Origin of the sequence: Microbacterium sp. F51-2R (assembly GCF_052180235.1) — a bacterium.
GTDB lineage: Bacteria > Actinomycetota > Actinomycetes > Actinomycetales > Microbacteriaceae > Microbacterium.
Map to the genome: position 1 here is coordinate 3,305,876 of NZ_CP197470.1, position 11,985 is coordinate 3,317,860.

An 11,985-nucleotide genomic window follows, 5' to 3' on the forward strand; every position below is an offset into this window, starting at 1 on the left:
CACAGGACCTCAGCCGAGGTAGTTCGCGATGCGGCCGACGAGCCGCGTGATCTCGGCTGTCATCTCCTCGTCCGAGATCGTCGGAGTGCCGTCGCCGGGCTGGAGGCCGTAATCGCCGAAGGACGAGTGGCTTGCCCCGGGGATCTCGACCATCTCGGCATCGCGGGGGAGGAGGTGCCGCGCGTCGTCGATCTTCTGGGGCGTCGACAGGCCGTCTTCGCTGCCGGACATGCTGAGCACCGGCTGCTGCCACTCGGAGAGGTCCTGCGCGCAGTACGACCCGAAGAGGACGAGCGCCTCGGCCTGCGTCGCGAGTTGGCAGGAGCGCACGCCGCCGAGCGAATGGCCGCCCACCATCCACTCGCGCACGGTGGGGGCGAGGGTCGTGAACGAGCCGAGCGGGCGCAGATCGAAGAAGGCGAGGTTGAGCCACGGCTTGGTGATGACGACCGTGACCTTCTTGTCGGCGACGAGCCCCGAGAGCTTCGAGGCGTACGCCCACGGGTCGACCTTGGCGCCGGGGATGAAGACGAGTCCGACGTGGGACCGCTCGTCGGCGGGGGTCATGATGATGCCGTCCGGCTCGTCGCTGATGACGATGCGGTCATCGGCCCGGACGGCGGCGAGCGGACCCGGCTCGGCCTGCATGACGCCGACCTGGCTCCAGATGACGATGCCGACGACCGCGGCGAGGATCAGGACGCCGATGCTGCCGAGCACCCACCAGAGGATCCGGAGGCCTCGTCGCCGGCGGCGGGGCGGCTGTTCGTCGGGCGGCGCGGGCGAGGCGGCTGCATCGGTCACAGCCCGAGCGTACCCGGGGCGGCTGACCGCGGCAGCAGGCGCCGCAGCCGCCCGGCCGCGACAGGCTCGGAGCCCGGACAGGCCCGGAGCCCGCCGCGGCCCGGCTCTCAGCCGAGCTCGGCCTGCCGCTGCGCGACGACCTCCTCAACCTTCGCGAAGAGCGGATGCTCGGGCTCGAGGCCCGTGACGGCGGCGGTGAAGGCCGCGGCATCCTGTTCCCGCAGCTGCGCCTGCAGCTGCACCGACTGCTCGTCGTCGGGGTCTTCGAATCCGAGCGCCGCGCCGACGGCGGCCATGAGGGCCGTCGTCGACAGCCCGCGCTCGGCGGCCTCTGCGGCGGGTCCGATGAACCGCTCGTGCCGCGAGAGCTTGCGCAGAGGCTGGCGCCCGACCCGCAGGACGGTGTCGGGCAGGGCGTCGTTTCGGAAGCGGCGGAGGATCGTCCGGCGGTACTCGGCGAGGTCGCTCTCATCGAGCCCGTGCTTGGCGGCGAGGAGGGCAGAGGTCTCTTCGAGGGTCGCGGCGACCTTGGCCTCGATCGCCCCGTCGGCGAGGGCCTGCGCGATCGTCTCGACGCCCGCCTGGGCGCCGAAGTACGCCGTCGTGGCATGGCCGGTGTTGACGGTGAAGAGCTTGCGCTCGATGTACGGCGCGAGATCGTCGACGAAGTGTGCACCGGGGATGGTGGGCGGGTCGTCGCCGAACGGCGGCCGCTCGATGGCCCACTCGAAGAAGGGCTCGACCGTGACGTCGACGCCTCCGCCGGGCGCCTGGGCCGGGACGATGCGGTCGACGGCCGTGTTCGCGAAGACCGCGCGGCCCTGGATCGCCTCCCACGCGTCACCCGCCTGCGCGCGGATCTCGTCGCGCAGGAGGTCGGTCGCGTTGATGGCGTTCTCGCACGCCATGACCTGCAGCGGCGGCGACGAGGGGTCACGCAGGGCGAGCCCGGAGAGGATGTGGGGCGCGACGAAGCGGAGGATCGTCGGGCCCACGGCGGTCGTCACGACGTTCGCGCTCGCGATCTCCTCGATCACCTCGTCGGGATGTGTCGCCGAGTTGATCGCCCGGAAGCCGGTCACGACGGTGTCGCGCCCCCCTTCGCCGACCTCGTGCACCGTGTACTCGTCGACCGCGTTGATCGCGTCGACGAGGGGGGCCGCGACATCCGAGAACACGAGTTCGTAGCCGCCCTCGTGCAGGAGCAGCCCGACGAACCCGCGCCCGATGTTCCCGGCGCCGAAGTGGACGGCCTTCATCAGTCGTTGACCGCAGCAGACAGGGCGGTGTAGAGCTCCTCGGGCGTCTGCAGCGTCTTCAGGCGCGCGACCTCGTCCTCATCGGAGAAGAGGATCGCGATCTGCGACAGGATCTCGAGGTGCTCGTCGCCCTTGCCGGCGATGCCGATGACGAACGTGACGGGCTCGCCGCCCCAGTCGACGCCGCCGTCGTAGCGGACCACCGACAGACCGGAGGCGAGGATCGTGTTCTTCGTCTCGTTGGTGCCGTGGGGGATCGCGAGCTCGTTGCCCATGTAGGTCGAGACGGTCTGCTCGCGCTGCTGCATCGCGTCGAAGTAGGCGCTGGTGACCGCGCCCGCCGCCTCGAGGATGTCGGCGGCCTCCTTCATGGCGTCCTCCCGGGACGCTCCTGCGGAGTGGATCCGCACCTGGCCGATGCTGAGGACGTCACGTGCCATGGTTCACGCCTTTCTCGAAACGGATGACTCTTGCCAAGTCCACTATCGACCGCCGACGTCTGTCCAGCGGTAGACACGGGAGGGCCGAAGACTCTGGGGCCGGGGCATCACGCACATCCGACCCCAGAGCGTCTTCGGGCCCCTGTTCTCCTACGCCTGCGCCTGCTGCTCGTGCTGCGCCTTGACCAGGTCGACGACCTCGTCGTAGCGCGGCGAGTTCATGAAGTTGTCGACCGAGATGTGGACGGCGCCGGGCGCCTGCAGCCGCGCCCGGTCGGTGAGCTGGTTCTGCGTGATGACCAGGTCGGCCGCGGGGTCGAGGTTCGCGATCGCCTTGTTGACGATCGTGACGTCTTCGATGCCCGCCTTCTTGATCTTGTTGCGCAGGACGCTCGCGCCCATCGCCGACGACCCCATGCCCGCGTCGCAGGCGAACACGATGTTGCGGATCTCCTTCTCGACGCCCGTCCCCACGCCGCCCGCGCCGTCGGCCTGGGTGGCGGCCCCGCCACGGAGGTTGCGGAGCGAGTCGGAGGACTTGCCCTTGGCCGCCTCGGTCTGGGTGATCGCCGCGCCGAAGGCGTCGTCCGACAGCGCCATCGCCTCGAGGTCGCGCTTGCGCGAGGCCCGCAGGATGACGGCGGCGATGAGGAACGTGACGACCGCCGCGAGGACCACCGACAGCAGCACCGCGAGGTACTTGCCGTTCGGGATCTGCGCGATCACCGCGAAGATGCTGCCCGGCGCCGCCGGTGCCCGCAGCGCGCCGCCGAGGAGCATGTTCGTCGTGACGCCGGTCATGCCGCCGCCGATGAGGGCGAGGATCAGCATCGGCTTCATGAGGGCGTACGGGAAGTACACCTCGTGGATGCCGCCGAAGAACTGGATGACCGCGGCACCGGGTGCCGACGCGCGCGCCGCGCCGACGCCGAAGAAGGTGAACGCCAGCAGCAGGCCGACGCCCGGGCCGGGGTTGGCCTCGAGGAGGAACAGGATCGACGAGCCGGTGTCGGCGGATTCCTGCAGGCCGAGCGGGGTCAGCACGCCGTGGTTGATGGCGTTGTTGAGGAAGAAGACCTTCGCGGGCTCGATGACGATGCTCGTGAGCGGCAGGAGGTTCGTCGCGACCAGCCAGTTCACGGCCGTCGACAGGATCTGCATGATGCCGTTGACGACGTACGCGATCGGGTAGAACCCGACGATCGCCATCACGAAGCCCCAGATGCCCGCCGCGAACATGTTGACGAGCATCTCGAAGCCCGCCCGGATCTTGCCCTCCCACAGGGAGTCGAGCCACTTCATCGTGTAGGCCGAGAGCGGACCCATGATCATCGCGCCGATGAACATGTGCACCTGGCCGAGCGGCGCATCGCCCTCCGGCAGGCTCGCGTTGAACTGGGCGATGAGCCAGTCCGAACCGGCGATCGCGCCGAAGGTGCCGATGGATCCCACGACACCGCCGCGGATGCCGTAGACCATGCTGCCGCCGGTATAGGCGATGAGGATCGGCAGCAGGTAGTGGATGAACGGTCCCACGATCGACGACAGCGATTCGACCGGGGTCCATCCCACGTCGATGAAGAACGCGGTGAAGATGCCCCACGCGATGAGCGCGGGGATGTTCGGCATGATCATGCCGGAGAGGAACGTGCCGAAGCGCTGGACGTGGACCTGCGCTTTCTTGGTACCGGGTGCCGGTACTGACGCCGTTGTCATCGCTGTGTCTCCTTGATTGAGTCGGCGGCTTCTCGAGCCGCGGTTCGGGCCGACGCCGCATCGTCTGCGGCCAGGGCTGCCTCGGCGATTCCGCGCGCCTGGGCGAGGGTGTACTCCAGCAGCGACGCGCGGACGTCGGCGAGAGCGGTGGGGGCCATCGACAGGCTCGTCGCCCCGAGGCCGACGAGCACGACGGCCAGCAGCGGGTCGGCGGCGGCCTCGCCGCAGATTCCGACGGGCTTGCCGTTCTCCCGGCCGGCCTGGCCCACCTCGCGGATGAGCGTCAGGACGGCGGGGTGCCAGGGATCCTGGAAGCCGGCGACGGATCCGAGGAGCCGGTCGGCGGCGAGCGTGTACTGCGTGAGGTCGTTCGTGCCGATCGAGGCGAAGTCGGCGACCCGCAGCACGCGGTCGGCCAGGAGCGCCGAGGAGGGCACCTCGACCATGACCCCGGCCGTCTTGATGCCGTACTCCCGGGCGAGGGTGGTGAAGTACGCCGTCTCCTCGACGGTCGCGATCATCGGCGCCATGACCCAGAGGTCGGCCGGGCCGTCCGGCAGCTGCCGCGTCGCGGCATCCGCCTCCGCCAGCGCCGTCAGCTGCTCTCGCAGGATGTCTTCGCTCGCGCGGAGCGCGCGGATGCCGCGAAGGCCCAGCGCAGGGTTCTCCTCGTGCGCGTCGTTGAGGAACGCGAGCGGCTTGTCGGCTCCCGCGTCGAGCACGCGCACGACGACCTTCTTGCCGGGGAAGGCCGACAGGAGCGCCGTGTACGACTCGCGCTGCTGCTCGACGGTGGGCGCCTGGCTCGAGCTGAGGAAGAGGAACTCCGTGCGGAAGAGGCCCACCCCCTCGGCGCCGAGAGCCACGGCTTCGGCCGCGCCCTCCGGCTTGCCGAGGTTCGCCAGCAGCGGGATCGCCGTGCCGTCCGAGAGGGCTCCCGGGGTGAGGGGAGCGGATGCCTGGGCCGCCCGTGCCGCGGCGCGGGTGAGCGCCCGTTCCTGCTCCTCGGAGGTCGGCTGCGTCACGACGACGCCGGCCGCGGCATCCACGATCACCGTCTCGCCGTCGGTCAGGTCCTTCGCGGCGGCCACCCCGACCACCGCGACGATCGACTTCTCGCGGGCGAGGATCGCCGTGTGCGAGGTCGGCCCGCCCTCGGTCGTCACGAGCGCGAGCACCTTGTCGAGGTCGAGGAGGGCCGTGTCGGCCGGTGCGAGATCCTTCGCGACGAGGACGAACGGATGCCCCGGATCGGGCACGCCCGGAGCGGGAACGCCACGCAGCCGCGCGATGACCCGCTGGGCGACGTCGTCGAGGTCCGCTGCGCGCTCGCCGAGGTACCCGCCGAGCGCGGAGAGCTGATCGCGGAATGACGCGAAGGCGTCGAACACCGCGAACTCGCCGGTCTTGCCCTGCGCGAGGCGGTCTTCGACCTCCTGCTCGAGCGTGGGGTCTTCGGCCATCATGGCCTGCGCCTCGAGCACGTCGCGCGCCGCGCCGCCGGCCTGGGCGCCGCGCTGCTCGAGCTCGCGGGCGACGGCCGCAACGGCCTCGCGCACGCGCGCCGTCTCCTCCTCCTTGCTGAGCGTGCTCGGCCCGTCGCTCGGGGCGGGCAGGGGCTCCGCCATCCGCGCGACAGGGCCCTGGGCGACGCCCAGGCCGATTCCGACTCCTCGCAGTTGCGTCATCGTCTACTCCGCGTCGTGGTCGGTCGTGAGGAGCTCGGCGAGCGTGTCGAGCATCGCTTCGGCGCCCTCGCCGTCGGCGGTGAGCGTGACGTAGTCGCCTTGCTCGACGCCGAGCGCGATGACCCCGAGGATGCTCGCGGCGTTGACCGGCGAACCCGAGTCCTTCGCGATCGTGATCGGGATGCCGGCGTCCTTCGCCGCCTGCGCGAAGAGCTTCGCGGGGCGAGCGTGAAGGCCGTGGGACGAGCCGATCCGCACGGTGCGCGAGATGGGGGCCATGTCGTTCCTCTCAGTTCGGTCCAGCGGGGGTCGTATGAGCGTGAGGCCGCCGGTCACGGAGGTGTGGCTCCGCTGGCCGTCGGGACGGTCCCGGACGGACCGCCGACCGCGTCGTGGACGAGTTGCAGCGTCCGCGTGCCGTCGAGGTCGAGGAAGATGTCCGCCGGCAGCAGCACCACCGTCGTCCCTCGTGCCGTGGCATCGCGCTCGATGCGATCGAGCGCGTGCGCGAGGTGCGGCCCGACCAGGACGACATCGGCGGCATCGAGGTCGATCGGGAGCGACTGCTCGGTGCCGGCGAAGGCCGAATAGGGCAGGCCCCGGTCGTGGGCAGCGTGCCGCACGCGCTGTGCGACGAAGGTGCTCGACGCACCGGCACCGCAGACCACGAGGATCCTCATCGATCCGCCTCCTTCGTGTGGCCATTCTTGTGAAATCGCTGGGAGCCGACAACCATGTCTTCTTCCGCCCCCGCGGAAGATCGGCCCTGCCGCTGGTGGGGCTCGCACGCGTGGTTGACTGGTCTGGGCGCGGCCGACGACGGCGCGCGGGTGGAGGAGCGGTGACACGAGCGCGACAGGATCGCCTGCTCGCCCTTCTCGTGCGCGACGGCGACTGGGCGACGGCGGCGACGCTCGCCGACGCCCTCGGGGTCACTCCGCGCAGCATCCGCTCCTACGTCACGGCTCTCAACGCGCGGGTGCCCTCCGGTGCGGTCGTCGAGTCGGGGCCCCTCGGCTATCGGGCGGGGACGGATGCCGCGACCGCCCTCCGCTCCAATGGGACGACGGATGCCGGCACCCCTCGCGACCGCCTCCACACCCTGGTGCGCGCGCTCCTGGACTCGCCCGACGGGATCGACGTCTTCGAGACGGCCGACCGGCTCCACGTCTCGTCGGCGACTCTCGACGCCGATCTCGCACGCGTCCGCGGGCTCCTCGGCGGGACCGAGCTGACCCTCGAGCGGTCGGCCTCACGCGCCCGGCTCCGCGGCACGGAGATGGCCCAGCGGCGCCTTCTCAGCCGCCTCGCCCACGACGAGATGGACGCCGGATCGTTCGACCTCGAGGCCCTCCGCCGCACCCTCGGCGACGCCTCCGTCGGCGCGCGCGCCTTCGGCCCCTTCAAGACCGACCTCGTCGCCGAGCTCGGGGGCCTCGGGTACTTCGTCAACGAGTACGGCATCGCCGACGTCGTCATGCACATCGCGATCGCCGCCGACCGGGTCGCTCAGGACCGCGGCCTCGACGGCGACGTCGCCGACGCGACGCCCTCCAACGCCGAGGTCGCCGCGATCCTCGCGCGCCTCTCGGCGACGCACCTCGGCGTCCAGCTCGGCGCCGGCGACCTGCAGCACCTCGCCTCGCTCGTGCTGACCCGGGTCGTCGCGCCCGGAGCGACCGCGCCGAAGATGCACGTGCGGGAGCGCCTCGACCCCGACGTGGAGCAGGCGGTGCGCGACGTCGTGGGGGACGCGGCATCCGAGTTCCTCGTCGACATCGTGCACGAGGACTTCATCCTCCGCCTCGCGCTGCACGTGCAGAACCTGCGGCTGCGGGCACGGGAGCAAGCGTGGTCCCGCAACCCCCTCACGCGCTCACTCAAGGCCTCGTACCCGATGATCTTCGAGCTCGCCGTCTACATCGCCAACGGCCTGCACGAGAGCCTCGGCATCCCTCTCCTCGACGATGAGATCGCCTACATCGCGATGCACGTCGGCGGACGCCTCGAGCGCAGCCGGCGCGCCGATCAGCTCCTCACCGCGACGATCGTGTGCCCCGGCTACTACGAGCTGCACGAGCTGCTGCGCTCCTCCGTCGATCGATCCCTCGGCCAGGCGATCGAGGTCGTCGGCGTCGAGACGCGGGTCGACCCCGACTGGGGCTCGATCGACACCGACCTCGTGCTCACGACGATCGATCCCCCGGCCGAGCGGGCGGGGTCCGAGCGCATCGTGCGCATCCAGCCGTTCCTCACCGACGCCGACGTCGAGCGCGTGCAGGCCGCGGCGGGGCGCATCCGCCGCGCGCGGCGCCTCGCGAGGCTGCGCACCGAGCTCGAGAGGTACTTCGAGCCGACAGCCTTCCTGCGCGGGCTCGACGGTGCCGGCGAGGACGACATCATCCGCAGCCTCGGCTCGATGCTCGTCGCGCGCGGGGTCATCGACGACGACTACATCGAGCGTGCGATCCAGCGCGAGCACCTGTCGTCGACGGCGTTCACCGACGCGCTCGCCGTGCCGCACGCGCTGGGCATGACAGCGACGCGCACCGCCATCGCCGTCGGCATCGCCGATCCCTCGATCCCGTGGGGCGAGGGACGCGTGCAGGTCGTCGCCCTCGTCGCCTTCAGCGAGACCGACCGCGAGGCCTTCCAGACCGTGTTCGAGCAGCTCGTCGAGGTGTTCTCCGAGCGCGAGTCGGTGCAGCGGATCGTGCGCCGGGGCACGGACTTCGCGGCCTTCCTCGACGAGCTCGTCGCCGTCGTCGACGGGTGAGCTGCGGCATCCGTTCGCGTTTTCACGGACGGATGCCGGGTCCCGGCACGACCCTTCGGGTGGCGGATGCCGGGTCCCGGCGTCAGACGCGGGCGAGGCGCTCTTGCAGGCCGAGCCGGACGGCGGGCCACTCGTGGGGGAGGACCGAGAAGACGACGGTGTCGCGCAGCGTGCCGTCGGGGCCGAGCCGGTGGTTGCGCAGGACGCCGTCCTGCTTGGCGCCGAGCCGGGCGATCGCCTCGCGGGACTGCCGGTTGTGCCAGTGCGTGCGCAGCTCGACCGCGATGGCATCGCACGCATCGAAAGCATGCGCGAAGAGGGCGAGCTTGGCCGCGGTGTTGACCTCCGTGCGCTGGGCCGAGGGCGAGAGCCACGTGTGCCCGATCTCGACGTGCCGGTTGGCCTGGTCGATGTTGCAGAAGGTCGTCATGCCGACGACGCGGCCCGTCGCGAGGCGGCGCACCGCCCACGGGTTCATGTGGCCCTCGTCGCGCCAGGCCATCCGCCGTTCGATCTCGGCCGGGATCCCGGCGGGGGTCGGCGCCGTCGTGTACCAGGCGTACTGAAGCCCCTGCGTCGCGTCGGCGAGGTCTTCGGCGTGGTCGAGCGAGAGCGGCTCGAGGCGCACCCAGTCGTTCTCGAGCGTGATGGGGTCGGTCAGCAGCACGCCGTCGAGCCTATTCCGGCGAGGCGCGGCGCGGCGCGGAGGCGCGTAGGCGCTGGCGGCGCGGCCTCAGCCGTGGTGGGCGGCCGACCCGGTCCGCGACCCTTCAGGACAGCTCGGCGAGCAGCGCCCGGGCGCCGTCGGCGAGGGCCTGGATGCGATGCTGCGCGTCGCCCGGCGACTCGCCCCGCACGTCGAGATAGAGCTTGAGCTTCGGCTCGGTGCCGCTCGGGCGCACGATGAGGCGCGATCCGTCGGCGAGCCAGAAGCGCAGCACATCGCCCGGCGGGAGGTCGTCGACGCCCGTGAGCAGGTCGTCGACCTTCTCGACGTCGGTCTCGCCGATCCGCGAGGGCTGCCGCGCCCGGAGAGCGGCCATGATGTCGGCGATGAGCGACAGCTGCTCGACCCGCACCGAGATCTGGTCGCTCGCGAAGAACCCGAACCTCTCTTCGAACTCGCGCACGAGATCCGCGACGGATGCCCCGCGCCCGCGTGCCTCCGACACCATCCCGAGCATCGCGACCGCGGCCGAGATGCCGTCCTTGTCGCGGACGGTGTCGGGGTTGACGAGGTAGCCGAGGGCCTCCTCGAATCCAAAGACGAGGCCCGGCGCGCGCGAGATCCACTTGAATCCGGTCAGGGTCGCGTGGAAGGCGAGCCCGTAGTGCTCGGCGACCGTCTGGAGGCCGGGCGACGATACGAGCGAGCAGGCGAGCGAGGCGCCGGCCGCGGCATCCGTCGCCCGCGCCTTCTCGGCAGCGCGCCACCCGAGCAGCAGCCCGATCTGGTTGCCGCTCAGCCGTCGCCAGCCGTCGGGGGCGGAGTCGTCGGGGATCGCGACCGCGAGCCGGTCGGCGTCGGGGTCGTTCGCGATGACGAGGTCGGCGGCGACGCGGCGCGCGGTCTCGAAGGCGAGGTCCATCGCGCCGGGCTCTTCGGGATTCGGGAACGCGACGGTCGGAAACTTCCCGTCGGGCTGGATCTGCTCGGCGACGACGGTCGGCGCGGGGTAGCCCGCGGCCTGGAGGATGCGCGAGAGCGTCTCCCACCCGACGCCGTGCATCGCCGTGTAGACCCACGACAGGCCCTCCGCCCCCGCGGGAGCCGGGGCGACTGCCGCCGTTGCCGCGATATAGGCGTCGATCACCGACTCGGGCGCCGTCTCGTAGCCGACGGAGCGGGGAAGGGATGCCGCGTCCCCCGCCGCGACGCGCTCGATGTGCGCCGCGATCTCGGCGTCGGAGGGCGAGACGATCTGCGCCCCCTCGTCGGCGCCGCCGAGGTACACCTTGTATCCGTTGTCGTTGGGAGGGTTGTGGCTCGCCGTCACCATGACGCCGGCATCGGCATCCAGGTGCCGCACCGCGAAGGCGAGGACGGGAGTCGGAAGCAGGCGAGGGAGGAGGATCGCGCGGATGCCGGCGCCCGCGAAGAGCTCCGCCGAGTCCTGCGCGAACACGCGGGAGTTGCGGCGTCCGTCATAGCCGATTACGACGGTCGGGCGCGACCCGCCGGCCTTCTCGAGCAGATACGCGCCGAGTCCGGCCGCAGCCTGGGCCACGAGCACGCGGTTCATGCGGTTGCTCCCGGCGCCGAGCTCGCCGCGAAGGCCGGCGGTCCCGAAGGCGAGGCGTCCGGCGAACCGGTCTTCGAGGTCGACGGATGCCGCGGCATCCCCCTCCTCGACGCGCTCGAGCAGAGCCGACAGCTCGTCGCGGGTCTCGGGGTCGGGGTCCTGGGCGAGCCACGCCCTCGCCCGCTCGACGACGGTGCTCACAGAGCCCCGATGACGCGGGCGAGGAGCGACGAGATGACGGGCTCGGCCTCGCGGCCCGCGTCGAGCACCTCCTGGTGGCTGAGCGGAGTGGTCTGGATGCCCGCCGCCATGTTCGTGATGAGCGAGAACCCGAGGATCTCCATACCGGCCTGCCGCGCCGCGATCGCCTCGAGCGCGGTCGACATGCCGACGATGTGGCCGCCGATCGCCTTCGCCATCTGCACTTCGGCCGGCGTCTCGTACTGCGGGCCGATGAACTGGCAGTAGACGCCCTCGTCGAGGCTGGGGTCGACCGAGCGGGCGAGGTCCCGCAGGCGCAGCGAGTACAGGTCGGTGAGGTCGATGAAGGTTGCGCCCTCGAGCGGAGTGGATGCCGTGAGGTTGATGTGGTCGCTGATGAGCACGGGCTTGCCGGGCTTCCAGGTGTGCTTGATGCCGCCGGCGCCGTTGGTGAGGACCATCGTGCGCACGCCGGTCGCGGCCGCCGTGCGGACGCTGTGGACGACGCGGCGGACCCCGTGGCCCTCGTAGAAGTGGGTGCGCGCTCCGATCACGAGGACGCGCTTGCCCCGTGGGGTCACGACGCTGCGAAGCGTGCCGACGTGCCCCTCGAGCGCGGGCTTGCCGAACCCCGTGACCTCGGTCGCGGCGAAGGTCGCCGTCGTCTCGCCGATGAGGTCGGCCGCCTTGCCCCAGCCGCTCCCGAGCGTGAGGGCGATGTCGTGGTGCTCGACGCCGGTGATCCGCGCGATGTCGGCGGCGGCGGCGCCCGCGACGGCGAACGGATCTGCGGCGGGGTCGTCGAGGGGATTGAGGGTCTTCTCTGACATGCCCACCACTCTAGGTAGGGCGCGGCGC

General features: G+C 71.3%; 11 protein-coding genes. 1 reads left to right on the top strand and 10 read right to left on the bottom strand.

All coding sequences use genetic code 11. The features are described 5' to 3' along the window. Positions 1-9 precede the first annotated feature (9 nt). The 7 genes from ACSBPH_RS14465 to ACSBPH_RS14495 all read right to left on the bottom strand — a co-directional run bounded on the left by ACSBPH_RS14465 (position 10) and on the right by ACSBPH_RS14495 (position 6,587). A complete protein-coding gene (locus tag ACSBPH_RS14465; protein ID WP_442575013.1) occupies positions 10-804 on the bottom strand; it encodes an alpha/beta hydrolase in 795 nt (264 codons plus the stop codon). A 107-nt stretch (positions 805-911) separates the two neighbouring features. Then, complete coding sequence (locus ACSBPH_RS14470) at positions 912-2,063, bottom strand: mannitol-1-phosphate 5-dehydrogenase (RefSeq protein WP_442575014.1); 1,152 nt, start codon at positions 2,061-2,063, stop codon at positions 912-914. After that, positions 2,063-2,503 carry a PTS sugar transporter subunit IIA gene (locus ACSBPH_RS14475; protein ID WP_442575015.1) on the bottom strand — a complete coding sequence of 147 codons (441 nt, stop codon included), beginning with the start codon at positions 2,501-2,503 and terminating at the stop codon, positions 2,063-2,065. The genes ACSBPH_RS14470 and ACSBPH_RS14475 overlap by 1 nt, the downstream gene beginning before the upstream one ends. Before the next feature lie 150 nt (positions 2,504-2,653). Then, positions 2,654-4,219, bottom strand: coding sequence for a PTS mannitol transporter subunit IICB (locus ACSBPH_RS14480; RefSeq protein WP_442575016.1), 1,566 nt, complete (start codon positions 4,217-4,219; stop codon positions 2,654-2,656). Continuing rightward, positions 4,216-5,907, bottom strand: a complete 1,692-nt coding sequence (gene ptsP, locus ACSBPH_RS14485; protein WP_442575017.1) for a phosphoenolpyruvate--protein phosphotransferase — start codon at positions 5,905-5,907, stop codon at positions 4,216-4,218. Before ptsP ends, ACSBPH_RS14480 begins: the two co-directional genes overlap by 4 nt. A 3-nt stretch (positions 5,908-5,910) precedes the next feature. Further along, positions 5,911-6,186, bottom strand: coding sequence for an HPr family phosphocarrier protein (locus ACSBPH_RS14490; RefSeq protein WP_442575018.1), 276 nt, complete (start codon positions 6,184-6,186; stop codon positions 5,911-5,913). Between the two features lie 53 nt (positions 6,187-6,239). Next, entirely contained in the window at positions 6,240-6,587 is a 348-nt protein-coding gene (locus ACSBPH_RS14495) for a PTS sugar transporter subunit IIB (RefSeq protein WP_442575019.1), read from the bottom strand. Between the two features lie 161 nt (positions 6,588-6,748). On the opposite strand from ACSBPH_RS14495, the gene ACSBPH_RS14500 reads away from it, so the two are divergent. Beyond that, positions 6,749-8,683, top strand: coding sequence for a BglG family transcription antiterminator (locus ACSBPH_RS14500; RefSeq protein WP_442575020.1), 1,935 nt, complete (start codon positions 6,749-6,751; stop codon positions 8,681-8,683). A gap of 82 nt (positions 8,684-8,765) precedes the next feature. On the opposite strand, the gene ACSBPH_RS14505 is transcribed toward ACSBPH_RS14500, so the two are convergent. The 3 genes from ACSBPH_RS14505 to ACSBPH_RS14515 all read right to left on the bottom strand — a co-directional run bounded on the left by ACSBPH_RS14505 (position 8,766) and on the right by ACSBPH_RS14515 (position 11,957). After that, positions 8,766-9,350: a GNAT family N-acetyltransferase gene (locus ACSBPH_RS14505; RefSeq protein ID WP_442575021.1), complete on the bottom strand. Its 585-nt coding sequence runs from the start codon at positions 9,348-9,350 to the stop codon at positions 8,766-8,768. A gap of 103 nt (positions 9,351-9,453) precedes the next feature. After that, positions 9,454-11,127 carry a phospho-sugar mutase gene (locus ACSBPH_RS14510; protein ID WP_442575022.1) on the bottom strand — a complete coding sequence of 558 codons (1,674 nt, stop codon included), beginning with the start codon at positions 11,125-11,127 and terminating at the stop codon, positions 9,454-9,456. Next, on the bottom strand, positions 11,124-11,957 hold the full coding sequence (locus ACSBPH_RS14515; protein ID WP_442575023.1) for a purine-nucleoside phosphorylase: 834 nt from the start codon (positions 11,955-11,957) through the stop codon (positions 11,124-11,126). The genes ACSBPH_RS14510 and ACSBPH_RS14515 overlap by 4 nt, the downstream gene beginning before the upstream one ends. Positions 11,958-11,985 lie beyond the last annotated feature (28 nt).